The sequence below is a fragment of the Aristaeella hokkaidonensis genome, from assembly GCF_018128945.1.
Taxonomy (GTDB): domain Bacteria; phylum Bacillota; class Clostridia; order Christensenellales; family Aristaeellaceae; genus Aristaeella; species Aristaeella hokkaidonensis.
Genome location: NZ_CP068393.1, coordinates 1,371,540 through 1,393,907, shown reverse-complemented (window position 1 = coordinate 1,393,907; position 22,368 = coordinate 1,371,540). Strand labels below are relative to the sequence as shown.

Below are 22,368 nucleotides of genomic sequence, written 5' to 3'. Positions count from 1 at the left end.
TATAAGATGTAACTAACCTTTCAAAAAGGTTGTAATATAAACAAAAGAGGGATTGTTTCATGAATCGGAAGCGTGTTTTCCGGCGCACTGGAACAGGGAGGAGAATATTATCTTTCCTCTTTGCTTTCGTGTGGCTTTTTTCCGCTTCCGGTCTTTCCGCCTATGCAGAAGGCGATATCATCTATTCCGAACCAGTTACCGCGCCGATCCGGGCGATTGAAACACCGCAGCCGGAGACGGCTGAAGTTGAGCCGCTCGAGCTTCCTGAAGGAGATGAAAACCCGGAAGAATCCGATATCCTGCCGGAGGAAGATGAAGGGCTGAACGAAGCAGCAGGACAGCCTGAGACTGAGCCTGCGGCGGGTGAAACAAGTGAGCATCCGGAAGGGAATACAGGCGATACCGGAAACGGGGTTACGGAGGAAACAGCCGGAACAGAGGATCCTGCAGGAGATCAGCAGGAGAGCATCCCTGAGGAGAATCCGGAAGAACAAACGGAAGATACGACAGAAGACAGCGAAGCCGAGACTGAACCTGCAGCTGAACCGGAACCGGAAAGAACCTGGTATGCCGGCAGCCTGACGGCTGAAACAGAAGGCTGTACCGTGCGGATCGATTATCCGGCGGAGGCCCGTATCGATGAGGCAGCCATCCTTTCCCTGGAAACCGCGAAAGGCGCGGAGCTTTATACCGCGCTGAAATCCGCTGCAAAGGTGATCCGGAATGAAGAAAACGAGACCTGGAACCAGCAGGTATCGGAAGACGGAAACCTGTTCTATGTGCTGAAGCTGACCAACCCGGACGGAAATGAGATCCTGCCGGCGGCGGGTATGAACCTGATCTGTGAACAATTGGACAGCCCTGAAGGCGTGACTTACTTCCTGACCGGCAGCAATGCCCGGATCCTGGAGGAACAGGATGGCGTGCTGTCTGTCAGCGATTACCGCATGGAGCCCTTTGGCTACGCAACGGTTGACCGGATCCAGACCGGGATTGTGAAGCAGGAATACCAGGCGGAAGACTTCCTGGTGACGGCTGCGTACGGACCGGAAGCGGGATTCCCCTCCGATACAGAGATGAAGGTGCGGGAGATCCAGCCGGGCACGCCGGAATACGCGTTATACAGCGGCATGACGGAAGAAACGCTGGGTGAGGAATGGAGAGAAATCACCCTGGAGCGTTACTTCGACATTACCTTTGTCAGCGGCGGAAAAGAAGTGGAACCGCAGGCTGACGTGGACGTGCAGATCATTTTCAAGGACGTCATCGAGCTGACGGAAGAAAATGACGTCCAGGCCGTGCATATTGAAAACAACGAGGCAAAGGTGATCGAATCCGAAACGGAATCCAACGAAGACGCCGCCAGACAGAGCGGGGAAGTTATCGATACCGTGTCCTTCATGTCGGACAGCTTCTCGGTGTACGGTGTGGTGCAGCGCACAAAGATAACGCAGAAGGTGCTGGCCGCGGACGGAAACACCTATGAGATCAGCGTGACCTACAGCCAGGAAGCGGGCATTCCTTCGGACGCGGAACTGGTGGTGACGGAGCTGCAGCCGGATGACGAGCGGTATGCAGAATGCCTGCAGAAGGCTGTGAGGGCGGCCCTTGAACAGTCCGGCATCGAAATACCCGCCGAGGATGAGCGGGTGTATATTGCAGCGGACCAGTACGGCCGGTTCTTTGATATTGAGATCCGGTCCGGCGGGCAGAAGATCGAACCGGAAGGTAGTGTGTCGGTGAAGATCAGCCTGGCGGATACTCCGGAAGAGCGAATGGAAGAACTGCTTGTGGTTCACTTTGAGGAAACAGAACCGGATATCCTCAGTGCGGAGATTGACACAGAAGAACATATTCAGTTTGAAACGGATTCCTTCTCGGTATACGGTGTGATCACCATGCCATCCAGCCAGCCCCAGAACGACCTGGGCGACCTGGACAGCAGAAGGTTTACCATGAACCATAACGGGCAGTATGTGACGAGCACCATTGACAGTGCCACCACAAACCTGTTCCATAAAACAAGGAACGCGAATGAAGCGACCGTCTGGACGTTTGAGGCAACCGACACAGACGGCGTCTATAATATCTTCACAACAGACGCGCAGGGCAATAAACTGTACATGCATCTGGACCGCCGCGACGCCAGCCGGGCTCATGCGGCCCTGAGCAGTGAGCCCCAGGGATTCAGGGTGAACCGGAACAGTAACGGCAGCTATGTGTTCGAAACCACAAGCAACGGAACTACATTCTATCTGAACGAGTTCAATGGCGGTACCGGATTTGCCGGATGGCATAACCATAACGCAAACGATGACCTGTTCAGCTTGCAGTTTGCGGATCCCGTGATGGAAAACGGCAAGGAATATATGGTCCTTGTGAAATATGACGGGAATTACTATATTATCAACAACGACGCCTCCCTGACGCGGGTAGATTACGACGCCGTAAACAACAAGGTGGCTGTCGACAATCCGATGCTGTGGACGGTTGAGGGAAACAATCCCAACAAGCACATTTACTTCAGGTCGGAAGCTGCCGGATACACATCGGACAACCTGCCGTCGGACTACTACCGCCGGTACCTGGATCCCAGCCAGCCGGGAGCACTGTCAGAGGAAAACAGCGGGAATGTTTCCCTTGATCCGCACTACAACCAGGCCTGGACGGACGATCAGGGAACGGTTGTTTATCCCAGTACCGTCAACAGGCCGACGGGTCTTGAAAACAGCGCCAGCGTGAATTATTACAGTCAGCAGGTCTATACAGAGCCCTGGAACGCAAACAATCACCTGGGTGTCGAACTGAACAGCAACGGCGTCCCTGTGCGCCTGGTGGGCCAGCAGTCAGCAGACAACGGCGTGGAAATCCTTTTCGCGGATCCGACAGAGGTCGGTGAACCGATTGCCCGCAACCATTCGGTTAATCATATTGATATCTCCATTGCCGGTGAATCCAGGGTCAACGTGCCCCTGGCATACGGTACCTATTACTATCAGGATCCGGACACGGGGGAAATGATCGAATACAACGTGACGACGAACACCTCGCTGAATCTCAGCACCAAGGTGTCCATTGAGCCGGAGGACATGAAGCACGCCACGATCAAGGCATATGACAAGGATAACAACGAGCTGGATGACGCCTTTGTCATTACCGGTTATTCCTCCAATGCACATACTGACGTCAGCGCTGTGCAGGTTCGCATTGAAGGCCGGTTCAAGGTTGCAGAGGTTGATACCGCCTATAACTGGTGGGAGGACACCAACTCCGAACGGATGAGACGGGAACGCCTGAACAACCCGATCACCTACGTTGTTTCCGCTGTCAAAAACGAAGACTTCAATATGGTGGATCCTGACCGCGGCCAGCTGTATGAAAAAATGGCTGACGGCACCTATAAACCACTGTCCCTCAACATGGACGTGGATATGACGGCCAGCTTTACCTACTACGACACCGCCAACGAGTGCCCGCCGGTGCATTGGAACTATAATCTCTGGCAGAGCGGCGGAATCATAGACGGCAGCGGCATGGACTTTGTCCTGGGCGGTGATACGGAGGCAGCCAGCACCAGCGTTGTGGCGCTGGAGGTTACCAAGCAGATTGTGGACGAAAACGGAATGCTGGTTCACCCCGCGGAAAAGATCATCCACAGCGTGGATATATACGGCAACACTGCCAAGGACGCCAACGGCCTGGTCGCCGATCCCAATATTGTGGCGGAAGTGAACGTGAACCAGTACGGTACGGAATTTGTTCCTAACGGCTATACAAAATTCCATTCCAAGAATATTGCTGTCGGGCCGAATGGCATGACAGTTGTCTATGACTATGCCATCAAACCGGGCATGTACTATGTGACGGAGGACAAGAACACCATCGCGGAATCCTTTGTCGACGTATCGGGCGACACCTGGGAATACAAGGAAACCTATATCACCACAGAGTACGTCCGCCGCGGCAACAAATACGACGACAAGGTGGCCTATCCGGACCCGCAGCATTACAGTAAAATCTATACCATGAGTGATCCCGTGTTTGCCGCCATTCCTGAAGTCGTCGGTACGTTCAAACGCCTGGACAATGTGGAGAAGAAGAACGGTATTGTTGAATTCTATGTCTACAACGTATATGTCAACACCAGCCATACCAGCCTGGAAACACAGAAAAAGTGGGCGGAAGGCACGCCGGTTCCGGCTGATGCAGCGGTAACATTCGAACTGTATTACGCGAAACGTCTGACGACAGAGCACGGCGAGCCGGTGAGCCCGCTGGCAAACTGGCCGGATTATGAGGAATACCTGCCTGCGACAGGCGATCCGATTTTCGGACCCGGAATCAATACGGTACTGACCATGAATGCCCACGAAGCCGCACCGGACTGGACCTGCACTTTCACAGGACTGCCCAAGACCTGGAGGGATGATGAAGGCAATGAATGGGAGCTGGATTATTACGCAAAGGAAACAGCGGTAACGGAGCACGGCGAGAATATTATCAGCCAGTATATCCAGACGATCGAAAAGGAAGAGGCCTCGCCTGACGAAGCGGAAACCTCCGACGGAAAGGTGACCATCACCAACGCGGCGGCCAGAACCACCACCACGGTAAAGAAGATTTGGTCGGACGACGCCGCCCATTACGATGAGGATACCTTAACCCTGAAGCTTGTCCGCTACAAGAAGGAAGCCCCGCCGGAACCGGAGGAGGGTATCCTGAACATCGCGCACATCACTTCCGGAATCCCGGCGTCTCCGGAACTGCCAGCAGGGTTTAAAGTGACCTATTCCTATACCGGACCGAGCTCAGCCACCGGTGTTCCGGCCGGCAATTATGACGTGCCGCCGGGACGGTATACTGTAACCGCAACGGTGACGGACGGCGCCGCGCCCTTTGGCTATACCTACAGCTTTACATCAGATCCTGTGACGGTGAATGTGCCGGAAAACGGTCTTGCGACAGCGGAGTTTACCAGCTTCTATTCCCAGAACGCGGGCACGCTGCATATTTCACATGTTTCCGCCGGACTGCCTGCCTCCCCGCAGCTGCCGGCAGGCTTTGCGGTGACCTATTCCTGCACCGGGAACGGATCGACATACCAGCTGGAGCCCGGGGACAATACGCTTCCCGCAGGCACCTACGTCGTGACCGCCAGTGTGACAAACGCAGCGGCGCCATCCGGGTACAGTTATTCCGGCACAACGGAGCCTACAACGGTGACGGTATACTCCAACGGAACAACCAATATGGAATTTACCAGTACCTACGGCCGGTTTGTGAAAGTTACCGCACGGCACATCCAGCAAAGAGGAGTAAGCTGGAACATCTCCACAGATGTGTTTGAGAAAGAATTTGCGGTCGGTACCATCATTGAAATTGCGTATTCCACAAACGATCTGAGCAGTGAACTTTATATCAACGGTACGAGGGTAACCACTTTCCGCGGCGCAGGCAGGCATACCTACAGCTATACCATCCAGCGGGAAGAGGATCTGCTGATTGAGGCGCTGGATCCCTGGTATCCGAACGGATTTACGACAAAAATCACCGTCGAAGCGATCGGTGTTTCCGCCTTTGGGAATAACCAGCACCGGAAGACAGCGGGCCTCAGGAACGTCCGCTATATTGCGTCCGCCGGTTTCACATCAGGCGGAGGCAGGAAACGTGCATCCGGCGTGCCGGCAGACTACAGCAAGGACGATACCTGGTCGGAAACCATCATGGTGAGCGGATCCGAGGACTGGACGAAGGTTGTCGAGGAACTGGAGGTCTATGACGAGCACGGACAGCCGTATTACTACGCGGTGGAGGAAGAAAACGTGCCGGAAGGCTACGACGCGGAAACGGACGCGCCGGTGATTGCAACGGACGTTGAAGACGCGGTGATGAAGGTTGTCAACACCTACATCAACCCGACGACAGGCAACCTGATTGTTTCCAAGAAGATCACCGGTAACGCGGCGGATCTGACGAAAGCGTTCACGTTTACCGTGACCGCTGTGGACGCGGAGGATCAGCCGATCCCGGACGGTGTTTACGGCGCAATGGAGTTTACCAACGGCACGGCGACCTTTACCCTGACAAACGGGGAGACGAAAAAGGCGCTGGAACTTCCGGAAGGAACTGTGTTTACAGTCAGCGAAGACGCGGAGAATTATACCTCTGAACGGACCGGTGAGGACGGCGTTATCGAGGCAGGACTCACAAGCCATGTTGATTTTACCAATACACTGGATACCTTTGCGGACCTGAAAATCCAGAAGACAGTGACGGGCGAAGAGTTCAGCGAGGACCAGACGTTCACCTTTACCGTGACGCTGTCCGGGTACACGGGAGAGGAAACCTTTGCAACAGTGAGAACTTCCGGCGGACAGAACCGGGAAGGAACCCTGACGTTCACGGATGGGAAAGCCACTGTTGAACTGAAGCACAACGAAAGCCTGACGATCAAAAACCTGCCGAACGGCACAGCTTACCTTGTGGAAGAAGACGATTATACGCCGGAATATTATGAACCTGAAATCGAAAACGCAAGCGGTACGATTGAGGGCGGCGATAATGTGACGGTGGAAGCCTCCTTCATCAATCCCAAGAAGCCGGTGGTTGACATCACCGCAGAAAAGAACTGGGGAGAAGCTGACTATATCCTGGAAGCCACTGCTGTGCGGTTTGTGCTAAAACGGCAGGCGGGCGAAGGAGAACCGGAAGTTGTCGATACCGTAACCCTGACACCGGAATCCGAATGGAAGACTTACTGGGAAGACCTGGACAAGTATGTGGACGGAAGCCTTCCGGAGGAGGAACGGACAGCCTATACCTACAGCGTTGAGGAAACCGGCGTATACTTTGGTGAACTGGAAGACGGCAAAGTGCCTGAAGACGCCTGGGTCACGGATGCTGAACTGCTGGCGGAGATGTATACCACAACCGGCGGAGAAGTGACCATGAAGGGTGACCACCAAAATCATGGCACGGCGACGATTAAGAATGAATCCGAAATGACCACGGTCATTGTGGAAAAGAACTGGCCGGACTTCGCGGATGACGACGCCTATACCTGGGAGGCCACGTTCAGGCTGCTGGCAGATGAAGAACCCACAGCGGATGAAACCGTCACAATCCGGAAGGATACACCGGCAGATGAAAGGACATTCACCAACCTGCCGAAGTACAGGATTGACGAAAACGGGGAAGCCCGGCTGATCGACTATACGGTGCGGGAGACCGCGTACAGCGTCTATGAAAACGGAGAACTGCGGTACAGCTATGACGGAACCAACTATGTTCCTGACGACAGGTACCAGCGGTATCTTTCCTCCTATGATTCTGAATTCAATGAAAACGGCGAGGAAGTGATCACGGTCACCAACGTGACCACAAAAGTGAAATCCATCCGGGTTACCAAGGAATGGATGGGTGTTCCTGTTGAAGAAACAAAGGATCTTCCGGCAGCGTCCTTCGCCCTGGCCTATGTTCCTGCTACGGGTTGGGGAGATCCGCAGCCCTATGAAGATGATACCGGATTTGACTATACGACAATCCGCCTGAGCTATGAGAACAACTGGACCTGGGAATGCCCGGTGGATCTGCCGGAAGAATACCGGTATTTCGTCATCGAAACACCGCTGACAAAGCCTAACTGGGATTCCACGGACGAACACGTGCTTTCAGATCCGTTGATCGATGAATTCCCGATCATGATTGAGGGATACAAGTGCCGCGACGTCATCGATACCGGCAACTGGAGCTCTCTGGTTCACTTCCAGCAGCCGCGGAACGCGAACATCGGCAATCACGGCGAAATCAAGATCCTGAACAAACTGCCCGGCTATATGCAGATGGACCTGAAGAAGAAATTCCTGGAATACAGGGATAACGGAAACGGCGGGCAGAGCCTGTATACCACTACGGGCGAGGATCAGGCCCAGTCTAATATGATTATTGAACTCCAAATCCTGCGGAGGACGGTTGATTACAGTTCCGGAGAGGATGTCTATATTACAGGATGGCAGAATTACGGTAAGACCGTGAAGGTTGGTTATGATGCGGCAGGCAATGAATATGTTGACAATCCCAACCCGTTTGCTGTCGCTCCCAGAGGCTCATGGAACTATAATGTTGAGGACAATAACATCGATCACGGCCTGCCTACCAAGGGACTTTACAGGAAGGCCGACAATTCGATCATTGTTGTCCGGTACCAGTATATCTATAAGGAAGTACAGGTATATGACGGAAACATGAACCCGATCGGCGGGCAGTGGACCTCCTGGCTTCCGTACGCCTGGGATGCCAATGGAGCCAGGATTCCTGTTTCCGAACTGCAGACGGCGCAGGATCAGGACCGGATGCTGAATGCTCCCGGTACATCCCTGGATATCGAAAAGGGCTGGGCGGATGGCCGGGTTGCCGCGAATGTCGAAGAGGTCTACGTCCGGGTGGAACGCAGGCCATACGGATCGAACGGCCCGTATGAAGATTACCTGTCCATTATCCAGACTGAAATGGAACTGGGCAGTCTGGCACAGAATCACTTTATCACCAGCGGTTCTGATGTTTACAACCAGATCACAAACCGCATTGTCCTGAGCCGGGAGAACGACTGGAAGGCGACCATCGACAAGGTGCAGATCTTCCCGAACGGAAACGGTCAGAACCAGTACGAATACCGGATTATAGAAACCGGATACATGGATCGGGCCGGCAACGTTTACCTGAATACGGACGCGTTTGAACCTGTGACTTACTATAAGCAGGGACATAACGATACGGACTGGGTGGACCAGGGAAACGGTGTGCTGCTGACAAGGGAAGGCCCCAACAAACTGAAGGTGGAAAACACATCGCACTTTGGCCCGCTGAAACTCACCAAACAGGTTCCTGAAGCAAGCATGGAAGCGGCAGATGGACAGGAATTTGAATTCCATGTTGAAATGCTGCTGCCGCCGGGCATGGAGCTGAAGATGCTGGATCTCGTGGTAGATAACGGCACCATCAGTGATTTTACCTGTGAAGGTGAAGTTGCGGAGTTTACCGTAACGATCCAGGGACCGGGTACAGTCCTGATTGATGGTATTCCATTCGGTACCACCTATGAGGTGGAGGAACCTTCGGTGCCGGAAGGATGGAAACAGGATGGCGATGTAGTTTACGGCGATGAAAACAAACAGATTTCACTCAATGATGATCCTATAGACAGCGTAACCATCACCAATATTGAAGTTGCGTCCATTACTGCAGAGAAAACCTGGAAGAAGAACGGGGAAACTGCGGACTGGCCGGAGGACGTTACGGAGGTTACAGTCGGACTGTACAGTAGCGTGAATGGCGGGGAGCCGGAACCGGTCACAGATGAAGCAGGGAATCCCTGCACGCTCGCCTTTGGAAAGAAGACAAAGGCGGCAGACAGGACCTTCTCTGAACTGCCTGTGTATGATGAGGACGGCCATCCCATTGCCTACAGCATCCGGGAACTGAGCATTTCCGGCGGGCAGGAGACGGCGGATGTGACGGATGATGTCGTGATATTGAACGGGAAAACCTGGCAGGTGACGGCCGCCGATCCGGATGAAGAAGGTATCGCAATCATCACGAACAGCCGGACAGAGATCCATATCCTGAAGGTTGACGTGAAGAACAGTGAGCCGCTGGCAGGCGCTGAATTCAGGCTGCTGAAACGGAACAGTGAAACCTGGGAAGTGTTCATGGACGAAATCACCGTCGGCACGGACGGGGATGAAAAGGGCCTGGCCACAGTGGAAGGCCTGACCGACGGAGCCTACACGCTGAGTGAAACAAAAGCACCGCCCGGATATACTCCGCTGGGAACACCGGTCGGATTTACGGTGCAGGATGGCGCCGTCCGCTTTACGAACACGGAGCATGTGATCTATGACAAGAGTACCGCCACATTTACGGTTGAGAACAAGACAGGACTTGTGTTGCCCAGTACGGGCGGATCCGGAACACAGGGCTACACGGTCGGCGGCCTGGCAATGGTACTGTTTGCGGGCTTGCTGCTGCTGAACAGGCGAAGAAAAAAACTGCAATAACGCCTGTATGTAACCGATTATGCAACTGTTTCCGCATATAATATTTGGGAAACAGTAACTGAAAAGGAGTAAGACAACCTGCTGCAGTCACACGAAGGAGGTGACGGAAATGACCCGGCGACTCAGAATGATCTTTTCGATGATTCTGGCTGTAATGCTGTGTGTCGTTTTCAGCATGCCCTCTTTGGCATTTGAGGCAGATGAACCCGCACCGGAAGCTGAACCGGAAGAAGTGATGGTGACAGAACCGGCACCGGAACCGACGGTTACTATATCCGCCCCGGTGGAAATTGCGGTGATTCCCGATGAGGACTGGGGAAGCGTAGGATCGGAAGCGATCGCGAACGTTTTTTCACCCGCAGTCACAGAAGAAGCGGAGAGCGGCGGTGACACTGAGCCGGAGGAAACGCCCGGACCGGCAGAAACTGCGGCAGCTGAACCGGAGGAAGCTCCGGAAACACCGGAACCGGCGGGAAACGAACCGTTGACTGACGCGGAAGAGATGTCTGCGGAAGATCAGCCTGCGGAAGAGATGCCTGTGGCAGAACAGCCTGCAGAAGAAACGCCTGAGACGGAACCGCCTGCTGCGGATACTCCGGAAGAGGATACTGAAGGTGAAGAAACGGATGAAACGGTAACGGAGAATCAGCCGGCTGCGGAAGAACCGGTACAGGAGTTTCCGGAGGAAGTAATCCCGGACGGGGAGGAAACGGAAGAAGTCTCCGAGGAGCCGGAAGAAGGACCTGAGGAGCCGGAAGAAGGACCTGAGGAGCCGGAAGAAGGACCTGAGGAGCCGGAAGAAGGACCTGAGGAACCGGAAGAAGCTCCTGAAGAGCTGGAAGCAGCGACTGAGCCTGAAACGGCGCGTGTGACGGTAACCGTGGAAATTTCCATGATCGATGAGACGGTAATGCGCCTTCTGGCTGTGGTAAATGATCCGGAAGGGCGTGAGTTCCTCTATCAGTGGCAGGTATCCGAGGACAGCGGGATGACATACATGGATATCCCGGAAGCGAATACGGATGAACTGAAGGTTGAACTGACGGACGAGAATATCACCGACATGTGGCGCGTAAAGGTGCAGGCAGTATGAAAACAGCAATAATTGACAGGACGGACTCGTACGGGTCCGTCCTTTATAATGCTTGTTTTTCAAGGACTCTTCCGGTATAATACATAAGCCGCTTTTCAAAGGGAAAAGCAAAAGATTAAACAGAAAGAGAACGGGAAAATGAAGAAAACAATTCTGAAAAAATATGCCCGCCTGATCGCGGAGTGCGGTGCAAACGTCCAGAAGGGACAGGAAGTATTTATCGTTGCTGGTCTGGACCAGCCGGAGTTTGTCAAAATGGTGGTGGAAGAGTGCTATAAGCTGGGAGCCAGCAACGTTTTTGTTGACTTCACGTATGCCCCCCTCACCAAGCTGGATATGAAGTACTGCACGGTAAAGACCCTGGGAAGCCTGACAAACTTCCAGAAAGCCCGCTGGGAACATTATGTGGAGAAACTGCCCTGCAGGATTTATATCGAGTCTGACGATCCGGACGGACTGAAGGGCATTAACCAGAACAAGATGCTCAAAGTCCAGCAGATGAAATATCCGCTGCTCAAAGGCTATATGGACCAGATGGATAACAAGTACCAGTGGTGTATCGCCGCTGTGCCCGGTCCGGCCTGGGCAAAGAAAGTGTTCCCCGGAATGAGGACGAGCCAGGCTGTGGAAAAAATGTGGGAAGCAATCCTTTCCACCAGCCGGGTGAATGATGATCCGGTAGCTGCCTGGAAGGAACATAACGCTGACCTGAAGTCCCGGTGCGATTACCTGAACAGCCTGGGCATTGAGGAACTGCACTATACCGCCGGAAACGGAACCAACTTTACGGTGGGAATGATTCCGGAAGCTGAATTCAAGGGCGGCGGAGATACCAGCCTGCAGAACATTTTCTTTAACCCGAATATCCCCACGGAAGAATGCTTCATTTCTCCCAGGAAAGGGAAGGCGGAGGGTATTGTTTACTCCAGCCTGCCGCTGAGCTACCAGGGACAGCTGATTGAAAACTTCAATATCCGCTTTGAGAACGGCAAGGCTGTGGAATGGCATGCGGAGAAGAATGAGCAGCTGCTGACAAACATGCTGACAGCGGATGAGGGCGCATCCTATCTGGGCGAGTGCGCGCTGATTCCTTATGATTCCCCGATCCGCAACAGCGGGGTGCTCTTCTACAACACGCTTTTTGATGAGAACGCTTCCTGCCACCTGGCGGTGGGCAGGGGCTTTGCCGATACGATCAGGGGCTTTGAGAACAAAACCCTGGAGGAGTGCCGTGAACTGGGCATCAATGACTCCATGATCCATGTGGACTTCATGATCGGCACTGAAGACATGAACATCGACGCGAAGACCCGGGACGGTAAGACCGTACCGATCTTCCGCAACGGCAACTGGGCATTCTGAGGCCTTTACAGAAGCAGTCCTGCATATGGACTGCTTCTGTTTTATGATTGCGCGCAAACGTTTACCGTGTTAAAATAAAAAAGTTGGAGAATAATGAGCTTCCCTATATAATTCAGAAAACAATCAATCGGAATTACAGGAGGAACGAGGCATGAATTACGGCTATTTTGAAGAGAAAGCCAGAGAGTATGTGATTACCAATCCCAATACCCCTGCCCCCTGGGCGAACTATCTCGGATCGCCGGATTACGGTGCCATCGTCACTGTGAACGCCGGCGGATACAGCTTTGTCAAGAGCGGTGCCGCAGGCCGGATCCTGCGCTATACCTTCAACCAGTTTGACGAGCCCGGCCGGTATATCTACCTGCGGGATGAAGAAACCGGGGATTTCTGGTCCGCCAGCTGGAAGCCGGTGGCAAAGCCCCTGGATACCTATAAGAGCGAATGCCATCACGGCACAAGCTATACCGAGATCATCAGCGAGTATAACGGAATCCGGAGCCGGGTTCTGTACTACGTACCCATGGGCGCGACCCATGAAGTATGGAGGGTCAGCCTGGAGAACCTGACCGACCGGGAACGGAAGATCAGCGTGTTTGGTTATTGTGAGTTCACAACGGAAAGCCTGTATACCCAGGACCTGGTCAACCTGCAGTATACCCAGTTCATCACCAAGACTGAGTTCCATGATACCTTCCTGCTGGAGCAGATCAATGAGTTCAACTATCCGAGACCGGACGGAACCACCGGACGGGAACGGTTCTTCGGCCTGGCAGGCGCGAAGGTTGCCAGCTATACCGGCCGCCGGGAACAGTTCCTGGGCAGAAGCCGCTTTGACAAGCCCCAGGCGGTTGTGGACGGAAAGTGCGACAACAGCCTGAACTATAACGGCAATCCCTGCGGCGCGCTGCAGTTCTGCGCGGCACTGAAGCCGGGTGAAAAAACCACGGCGGCCTTCCTGCTGGGACAGAAAACCGTGTTTGAGGCTAAGGAGATTGTAGACCGTTACACACAGACTGCGGAGACGGTGGATAAGGAGCTGCAGGAACTGATTGCCTACTGGCACGGAGAACTGGCCAACCTGAAGATTACCACACCGGATAAGAATTTCGACACCATGGTAAACACCTGGAACGCCTTCCAGTGCTTCATTACCTTCGTCTGGAGCCGGGCGGCCAGCCTGATGTACTGCGGCGAGCGGAACGGCTACGGATACCGTGATACAGTGCAGGATATCCAGGGCATTATGCACCTGGATCCGGAACTGGCACGGCAGCAGCTGACCTTCATGCTCAGCGCGCAGGTGCATCACGGCGCCGGACTGCCGCTGGTTAAGTTCAGCCATAATGCGGGCCATGAAGATACACCTGAACAGGACAGCTATGTGAAGGCTACCGGCCATCCGAGCTATCGCGCGGATGACGCACTGTGGCTGTTCCCGACGGTTTACAAGTATATTGCCGAGACCGGCAACACGGCCTACCTGGATGAAGAAATTCCCTTTGCGGATAAGGACGTGGGCACGGTTCGCGAGCACCTGAAGCGGGCAATCAACTTCAGCATGACCCACCTGGGACCCCACGGAATGCCCGCAGGCCTGCATGCCGACTGGAATGACTGCCTGCAGCTGGGCGCAAAGGGTGAGAGCACCTTCGTGGCCTTCCAGCTGTATTACGCGCTGATTATCATGAAGGAATTCTGCGCAGATGAACCGGAGTATGTGAAATACCTGGATGAGACTGCCGAAAACCTGCTGAAGATCCTGAACGAACAGTGCTTTGAGGGAGACCGCTTCATCCGCGGCTTCCGTGAGGACGGCGTTGTTATCGGCAGCAAGAAGGACAATGAAGCCAATATGTGGCTGAATCCCCAGAGCTGGGCGGTGATCAGCCGCGGCGCAACGGCAGAGCAGGCTGAAGCCATCCTGAACACAGCCTGCGAGAAGCTGAATACTCCCTACGGCCTGGAAGTCATGCAGCCCAGCTACAGGTATGAATACTTTGAGGGCGCACGGATGCGCCTGTTCAACCCCGGCACCAAGGAGAACGGCGGTATTTTCTGCCAGCCCCAGGGATGGGCAATCCTGGCGGAAGCCCTCTGCGGACACGGCAACCGGGCCTTCCAGTACTTTAAGGAAAGCAGTCCGGCCTCCTTCAATGACGACGCTGACCGCCGGGTGATTGAACCCTACGTCCACGGACAGTTCATCGAAGGTCATGAGAGTCCCTTCGCCGGACGGAGCCATGTACACTGGCTGACCGGTACTGCCAGCACGGTCATGGTCGGCTGCGTGGAAGGCATCCTGGGCCTGCGTCCGACACCTGCCGGAATTGAGATTTCTCCTGCCATTCCGAAGGAATGGGACGGCTTTACCATGGAAAAGGTCTTCCGGGGCAGGAAACTGCATATTATCGTGGATAACAGCGCCCACAAGGAAGGAAAGCCCGCAAAGGTAGTCCTGAATGGCGTTGAGCGCGCGGCTGGAGTCATTCCGGCAGACGAACTCAAGGCAGAGAACGATATTACGGTTATCATGTAAGATGAAGATTATTGCGAGAATCCGGAATCCGTATGACGGAAAGTTCGGCGTGCCCCGGCAGAGCGGGCTGGTGGAACAGGTGGTATCGACCATCGTGTTTGAACCCGAATACCGGGTAGCGGAAGCGCTGCGGGGTATCGAAGAGTTTTCCCATCTGTGGCTGATCTGGGGCTTTGACCGGGCGGAAAGGGAAAACTGGTCTCCGACCGTACGGCCGCCCCGGCTCGGCGGCAACCAGCGGGTAGGGGTGTTTGCCACCCGTTCTCCCTTCCGGCCAAATGCTGTTGGCCTGAGCTGCGTAAAGCTGCTGGGCGTGGAAAAGGGGAACGAGGGTACCGTGCTGAAGGTTGCCGGAGCGGACCTGATGAACGGCACGCCCATCTACGACATTAAACCCTATCTGCCCTATGCGGACTGCAAACCTGAAGCAACCGGCGGATTCACGGACCGAACTGAAAAACGGACGGTGGAAGTGGAGATCCCGGCAGAATGCACAAAAGCAATGAAACCGGAAGAACTGGAAGCATTGAAAGTGGTGCTCCGGGAGGATCCGCGGCCTGCATACCAGGATGATCCGGAGAGGGTGTATGCGTTTGAGTTCGGCGGAAAGAACGTAAGGTTCAAAGTGGAAAACGGAACGCTACGCGTTTTGTCAATTCACAATTCATAATTCACAATGGCGGAGAGAACAGCTTCCGGTGGAAGCTGTTCTTTTGATTTGATGCGCCATCGGCGTAGTAAGGGATTCATCAGTACACTGGCGCTTATTCGGATTGATACCTTGGAATGTTCTTGCGGTAGAAGTATATATAATTATGAATTGTGAATTATGAATTATGAATTTGTCATCCGTGTTGTATTGAACAACACGGATGACATTGTATTTGAACTGCATTTTGGGTTGCTATTTTCAAAGAACTATGGCATACTATGCACATGGTTGAAAACAACCCTGTGGGACAAAAGCGTCCCGCTTAATATGAGGAGGATGAAATCATGGAACGTGTTTATAACTTTTCTCCCGGACCTTCCCAGCTGGCTCTTCCTGTGCTCGAAAAAGCCCAGAAGGATCTGGTCTGTTATGGTGATACAGGTATGTCCGTGATGGAAATGAGCCATCGCAGCAAGATGTATACCGATATCTATGACAAGACCGTAGCAGATCTCCGCGACCTGATGAACATCCCCGAGGATTACGACGTGGTGTTCCTGCAGGGCGGCGCTACCCAGCAGTTCTCTGCTGTTCCGCTGAACCTGATGGTCAACAAAAAGGCTGACTATATCGACAGCGGTAACTTTGCTCACCTGGCAGCTGAAGAAGGAAAGCGTTACGGTGAAGTGAACGTCGTGGCTTCCAGCCGTGAAGACGTTTATACCTACATTCCTGACCTGGATGCCATCAAATTCAATGATGATGCCGACTATGTGCACATCACCCAGAACAATACCATCTACGGTACCCGCTTTGTGGAACTGCCCAAGTGCAAGGCGCCCATCGTCTGCGACGCCAGCTCCATGATCCTGAGTGAGGAAATGGACGTGACCAAGTACGGTGCCATCTATGCCGGTGCCCAGAAGAACATCGGACCGAGCGGCCTGTGCGTTCTGATTGTGAAGCATGACCTGATCGGCCACGCTATGGATATCTGCCCGAAGCTGCTGAACTGGCAGGTTCAGGTGGAAAAAGGAAGCATGTACAATACGCCCAACACCTGGGGTATTTACCTGGCCGGCCTGACCTTCGAGTGGCTGAAGAGCATCGGCGGCGTGAAGGCTGTTGAAAAAGTGAACATCGAAAAGGCTGCTATGATGTATGACTTCCTGGACAACAGCAAGCTGTTCAAGGCTACTGCCCAGCCCAAGTACCGCAGCCGCATGAACGTCACCTTCGTGACCGGCGATGCCGATAAGGACGCTGCCTTCGTAAAGGCTGCCGCCGCTGAAGGTCTGGTCAACCTGAAGGGCCATCGTTCCGTCGGTGGTATGCGCGCCAGCATTTACAACGCAATGCCTATCGAAGGCGTGCAGAAGCTAGTTGCCTTCATGAAGAAGTTCGAGGCTGAAAACGCGTAATAACGTTGAAGGAGAAAAACCGATGTATAAGATTCAGACGCTGAATGCGATTTCGGATATCATCCATACCCAGCTGAGCGCTGATAAGTATACCGTGAGCAAGGACGAGCCCGTGCCGGACGCGATCCTGGTACGCAGCGCCGCCATGCACGATATGGAATTCGGACCGGAACTGCTGGCCATCGGCCGCGCCGGCGCCGGTGTCAACAACATCCCGATCGACCGCTGCTCCAAGGAAGGCATTGTGGTCTTCAATACGCCTGGTGCCAACGCCAATGCGGTGGCGGAACTGGTGATCTCCGGCATGATGATGTGCGGACGGAAAATCGCGGATGCCCTGGAATGGGTGAAAACCCTGAAGGGCAAGGGCGATGAAGTGGCCAAATTGGTGGAAAAGGGAAAGAGCCAGTTTGTCGGCGCTGAAGTCCGGGGTAAAACCCTGGGCGTAATCGGCCTGGGCGCTATCGGTTCCATCGTGGCCAACGCCGCCAGCCGCGGCCTGGGCATGAACGTCATCGGTTATGACCCCGGAATCTCTGTGGAACGGGCCTGGAGTCTGAGCACATCTGTTCATCGTGCCGCTTCTGAGGAAGAGGTACTTGCGCAGGCGGACTTCATTACCTTCCATGTGCCGCTGAATGATGAAACCCGCGGCTCCATCAACGCCGATAAGTTCGCGAAGATGAAGGACGGCGCCTGCATCCTGAACTTTGCCCGGGGTGAGCTTGTTAACACAGCTGATATGCTGGCTGCGCTGGCAAGCGGAAAAATCGGCCGGTATGTGACCGATTTCCCGAACGACGACCTCATCGGTGTGGAAAATGCAGTCTGCATTCCGCACCTGGGCGCCAGCACTCCTGAAAGCGAAGAAAACTGCGCCAGCATGGCGGCTGCGGAAATCCGGGATTACCTGGAGACCGGCAGCATCCACAACAGCGTAAACTATCCTGAAGTGCAGCTGGGCGAGCCGGAAGCTGTCCGCGTGCTGGTGCTGCATGAGAATATCCCGAACATGATTTCCAACATCACCGCTGCCGCGGCGAAAGAAGGAATCAACATCGAAAACATGGTCAACAAGAGCCGCAAGGACATGTCTGTGACCGTGATGGAGATGGCAGAACTGCCGTCCAGCCATGCGCTGCAGACGCTGCAGGAACTGCAGGGGATTATTCGGATTCGGACGTTTACGAAGGAATGAAACAAGCAATAAAGAGGAATGCGGAAGCATTCCTCTTTTTAATTGCGATGGAATATATTAAGGGATTCTTCGACGCGTTCGCTGCGCTCACTTGCTCAGAATGACAGCCAGATCATGAGAAGAGAGGGGAGAAACGGCGGTTGAAGCAACGTGACTGCGGGGGAGATTTTTCGACGCGGCCTTCGGCCTTGCTCAGAATGACAACGTGGGCAATGCGGAAGGGACGACTGGGGAAAGGTTCTTTTCGTTCCAAGGATACGGCAAGAGCATTACAGGGGGACAGACCCACAGTCACATTTTCTTCGAAAACAGTGACAGTGGTTCAGTCCCCGCAGTCACACTCTTGCCGCTTCTACGCCACGGATTGTGATAATTTTATCGTTTAAACAGTATATATTATTTTTAAGTTTTAAGTTTTAAGTTTTCAGTATTCATTAGAAAAAGGGACTGGAATTTCTTCCAGTCCCTTTTTCTATTAGAAGCTGTAGGAATCTTTGATTTCGATGTCCTTGTAGCGCTTCATGCCGGTACCGGCGGGGATCAGCTTGCCCAGGATGACGTTTTCCTTCAGACCGATCAGCGGGTCGATCTTGCCGCGGATAGCGGCTTCGGTCAGCACGCGGGTGGTCTCCTGGAAGGAAGCGGCGGACAGGAAGCTTTCGGTGGCCAGAGAAGCCTTGGTGATGCCCAGCAGGATACGCTTGGCGATGGCGGGGGTGCCGCCTTCCATAATGGCTTTCCGGTTGGCTTCCTCAAAGTGGAAGATATCCACGAGGGAGCCGGTCAGCAGATCGGTATCTCCGCTGTCTTCCACGCGAACCTTGCGCAGCATCTGTCGGATGATAATTTCGATGTGCTTGTCGCTCACGCCAACGCCCTGGAGGCGGTAGACGGAGAGAACTTCCTTCAGCAGGTATTCCTGGACGGCCTTCACACCGAGGATACGGAGCAGGTCATGGGGATTGACGGAACCTTCAGTCAGTTCATCGCCGGCTTCCACATGATCGCCTACGCTGACCTTCAGGCGGGAACCGTAGGTAATCTGATAAGCCTTGGTGTCCTTGGGATCCTCATCGGAGGTGATCACCAGTTCGCGGCGCTTCTTGGTCTCCTGAATGGATACCGTGCCGGCGATTTCAGCCAGGATGGCGTCACGCTTCGGCTTGCGGGCCTCGAACAGTTCCTCAACGCGGGGAAGACCCTGGGTGATGTCGTCAGCGCCTGCGATACCGCCTGTATGGAAGGTACGCATGGTCAGCTGTGTACCGGGTTCACCGATAGCCTGTGCAGCGATGATACCGACGGCTTCACCGACATCCACCTTGCCGCCGTGGGCCATGTTCTCGCCGTAGCAGCGGGCGCAGACACCGTTTTCGGTGCGGCAGGTGAGGACGGAACGGACAGTTGCCTTGGTGATGCCCCGGGCAACGATCTCACGGGCCATCTGGTAATCGATGGGCTCGTTCAGCCGGACCAGCACTTCGCCGGTGGCGGGATCGACGATATCTTCAGCAGCGGTACGGCCGCGGAGACGATCTTCCAGGGACTCAATGGACTGCTTGCCGCTCATGAGTTCGGCCACGCTGATACCGCGGACCTTTTCACCACGGGATTCGAAGCAGTCATCTTCCCGGACGATAACTTCCTGGGAAACGTCCACCAGACGACGGGTCAGGTAACCAGAGTCAGCGGTACGCAGGGCGGTATCGGCCAGGGACTTACGGGAACCGTGAGAGGAGAGGAAGAATTCCAGAACTGTCAGGCCCTCACGGAAGTTAGCACGGATAGGCAGTTCGATGGTCTTACCGGAAGGAGAGGCCATCAGACCGCGCATACCGGCCAGCTGGGACACCTGCGCGGAAGAACCGCGGGCGCCGGAGTCGGTCATCATGCGGATCGGGTTGAACTTATCCAGGTTCGGCAGAATCTGGTTCTTCAGATTCGCGGTGCACTCGGTCCAGATGTTGATAACGCGGTTGTAACGCTCGTCCTCGGAAAGAAGACCCTTACGGTAGAGCGCATTGACCTTGCGGACGGCCTCATCGGCTTCTTCCAGCATGGTCTTCTTCACTTCAGGCACCTTGATGTCCGCAACGGACACGGTGATGGCGCCCACGGTGGAGTACTTGAAGCCCAGCGCTTTGATCTTGTCCAGCACCTGGGCGGTTTTGTGTTCGCCCTGGGTGTGGAAGCACTGGTCAACGATCTTGGACAGCTGCTTTTTGCCGACCAGTTCGTCGATTTCAAGTTTGAACATATCGTCCAGGCATTCACGCTTCACGAAACCAAGGTTCTGCGGCAGCGCGTCGTTGAAGATCAGGCGGCCCAGGGTGGTGTCGATCAGCTTGGAGCCGGATTCCTCACCAAAGGTACGGAAGATGCGGACCTTGATGGGGGACTGGAGGGTGATCTGGCCCAGGGAGTAAGCCATAATGGCTTCATCCTCGGAGGAGAAGACCCGTCCGGAACCCAGGGCTCCTTCGTGGACGATGGTCAGGTAGTAGCAGCCGATAACCATGTCCTGAGAGGGAGAAATGACCGGACGGCCATCCTGCGGCTTCAGGATATTGTTATGGGCCAGCATCAGGAAGCGGGCTTCAGCCTGGGCTTCCATGGAAAGCGGAACGTGTACAGCCATCTGGTCGCCGTCGAAGTCGGCGTTGAAAGCGGTACAGGCGAGGGGATGCAGCTTGATGGCCTTGCCCTCAACCAGGATCGGCTCGAAGGCCTGGATACCCAGACGGTGCAGGGTAGGAGCACGGTTCAGCAGAACCGGATGATCCCTGATGACTTCTTCCAGGATGTCCCAGACTTCAGGACGAACCTTTTCGACAGCACGCTTGGCGGACTTGACGTTGTGGGAGAGCTTCAGGGAGACCAGACGCTCCATAACGAAGGGCTTGAACAGTTCCAGTGCCATTTCCTTCGGCAGACCGCACTGATACAGCTTCAGTTCAGGTCCGACGACGATAACGGAACGGCCGGAATAGTCAACGCGCTTACCCAGCAGGTTCTGACGGAAACGGCCCTGCTTACCGCGGAGCAGATCCGACAGGGACTTCAGGGCACGGTTTCCGGGACCGGTGACCGGACGGCCGCGGCGGCCGTTGTCGATCAGGGCGTCCACAGATTCCTGCAGCATGCGCTTTTCGTTGCGGACGATGATATCCGGAGCGCCCAGCTCAAGCAGTCTCTTCAGACGGTTGTTACGGTTGATGACCCGGCGATACAGGTCGTTCAGGTCGGAAGTGGCGAAACGGCCGCCGTCCAGCTGAATCAGGGGACGGAGATCCGGGGGGATCACCGGCACCACGGAGAGGATCATCCACTCCGGCTTGTTGTGGCTGGTACGGAAGGATTCAACAACTTCCAGGCGCTTGACAGCGCGGGCACGCTTCTGGCCTTCGGTTTCGCGGTCGCGTTCCTTTTCGGTCAGCTGGGCGATCTCAGCCTTCAGGTCGGCGGAGAGCTTTTCCAGATCCAGTTCCTTCAGCAGGTCCTGGACAGCTTCGGCACCCATCTTGGCGACGAAGGAGCCTTTGCCGCACTTGGCTTCGACTTCACGATAGCGCGCGTCATTGATCAGCTCCAGGCGCTTCAGGCCGGTTTCTTCGCTGTTACCGGGATCAAGCACGATGAAGTTGGCGAAATACAGAACCTTTTCCAGGTTGCGGGGGGAGATATCCAGCAGCATGCCCATCCGGCTGGGAATTCCCTTGAAATACCAGATGTGGCTGACAGGAGCGGCCAGCTGAATATGACCCATACGTTCCCGGCGAACCTTGGCGCGGGTGACCTGCACGCCGCACTTATCACAGATCTTGTCCTTGTCCTTGAACTTGATCCGCTTGTATTTACCGCAGTTACACTCCCAGTCCTTGGTGGGTCCGAAGATGCGTTCGCAGTACAGACCGTCCCGTTCGGGCTTCAGCGTGCGGTAGTTAATGGTTTCGGGTTTGGTAACTTCACCGTGAGACCAGGCAAGGATCTGCTCCGGAGAAGCCATACCGATCTGAATGGAGTCAAGATTAGAAAGTTCGAACAAAAG

Annotated in this window: 8 protein-coding genes; 7 read left to right on the top strand and 1 reads right to left on the bottom strand. The window is 54.6% G+C overall.

Translation table 11 applies throughout. The features are described from left to right. Positions 1 to 128 precede the first annotated feature (128 nt). The 7 genes from JYE49_RS06305 to JYE49_RS06275 all read left to right on the top strand — a co-directional run bounded on the left by JYE49_RS06305 (position 129) and on the right by JYE49_RS06275 (position 18,320). Positions 129 to 10,055 (top strand): DUF7601 domain-containing protein, encoded by a 9,927-nt coding sequence (locus JYE49_RS06305; protein WP_283399481.1) that lies wholly within the window; start codon positions 129 to 131, stop codon positions 10,053 to 10,055. Positions 10,056 to 10,164: 109 nt separating this feature from the next. Further along, the gene (locus JYE49_RS06300) at positions 10,165 to 11,148 is read left to right on the top strand and encodes a hypothetical protein (protein WP_093958528.1); all 984 of its coding nucleotides are present in this window, start codon (positions 10,165 to 10,167) and stop codon (positions 11,146 to 11,148) included. 138 nt (positions 11,149 to 11,286) lie between these two features. Next, positions 11,287 to 12,510, top strand: coding sequence for an aminopeptidase (locus JYE49_RS06295; protein WP_093958529.1), 1,224 nt, complete (start codon positions 11,287 to 11,289; stop codon positions 12,508 to 12,510). A 151-nt stretch (positions 12,511 to 12,661) separates the two neighbouring features. Then, a complete protein-coding gene (locus tag JYE49_RS06290) occupies positions 12,662 to 15,049 on the top strand; it encodes a glycoside hydrolase family 94 protein (RefSeq protein WP_093958530.1) in 2,388 nt (795 codons plus the stop codon). 1 nt (position 15,050) lies between these two features. Further along, positions 15,051 to 15,719: a tRNA (N6-threonylcarbamoyladenosine(37)-N6)-methyltransferase TrmO gene (tsaA, locus tag JYE49_RS06285; RefSeq protein ID WP_093958531.1), complete on the top strand. Its 669-nt coding sequence runs from the start codon at positions 15,051 to 15,053 to the stop codon at positions 15,717 to 15,719. A 326-nt stretch (positions 15,720 to 16,045) separates the two neighbouring features. Beyond that, the gene (serC, locus tag JYE49_RS06280; RefSeq protein WP_093958532.1) at positions 16,046 to 17,122 is read left to right on the top strand and encodes a 3-phosphoserine/phosphohydroxythreonine transaminase; all 1,077 of its coding nucleotides are present in this window, start codon (positions 16,046 to 16,048) and stop codon (positions 17,120 to 17,122) included. A 22-nt stretch (positions 17,123 to 17,144) separates the two neighbouring features. Continuing rightward, positions 17,145 to 18,320 (top strand): 3-phosphoglycerate dehydrogenase family protein, encoded by a 1,176-nt coding sequence (locus tag JYE49_RS06275; RefSeq protein ID WP_093958533.1) that lies wholly within the window; start codon positions 17,145 to 17,147, stop codon positions 18,318 to 18,320. 475 nt (positions 18,321 to 18,795) lie between these two features. On the opposite strand, the gene rpoC is transcribed toward JYE49_RS06275, so the two are convergent. Beyond that, complete coding sequence (rpoC, locus tag JYE49_RS06270; RefSeq protein WP_093958534.1) at positions 18,796 to 22,365, bottom strand: DNA-directed RNA polymerase subunit beta'; 3,570 nt, start codon at positions 22,363 to 22,365, stop codon at positions 18,796 to 18,798. Positions 22,366 to 22,368: the final 3 nt, after the last annotated feature.

What these genes read in the sequence shown, in the direction of transcription:
- serC (WP_093958532.1), top strand. Translation starts at nt 16,046, where the DNA reads ATGGAACGTGTTTATAACTTTTCTCCCGGACCTTCCCAGCTGGCTCTT.
- JYE49_RS06290 (WP_093958530.1), top strand. Translation starts at nt 12,662, where the DNA reads ATGAATTACGGCTATTTTGAAGAGAAAGCCAGAGAGTATGTGATTACC.
- tsaA (WP_093958531.1), top strand. Translation starts at nt 15,051, where the DNA reads ATGAAGATTATTGCGAGAATCCGGAATCCGTATGACGGAAAGTTCGGC.
- JYE49_RS06275 (WP_093958533.1), top strand. Translation starts at nt 17,145, where the DNA reads ATGTATAAGATTCAGACGCTGAATGCGATTTCGGATATCATCCATACC.
- JYE49_RS06295 (WP_093958529.1), top strand. Translation starts at nt 11,287, where the DNA reads ATGAAGAAAACAATTCTGAAAAAATATGCCCGCCTGATCGCGGAGTGC.
- JYE49_RS06300 (WP_093958528.1), top strand. Translation starts at nt 10,165, where the DNA reads ATGACCCGGCGACTCAGAATGATCTTTTCGATGATTCTGGCTGTAATG.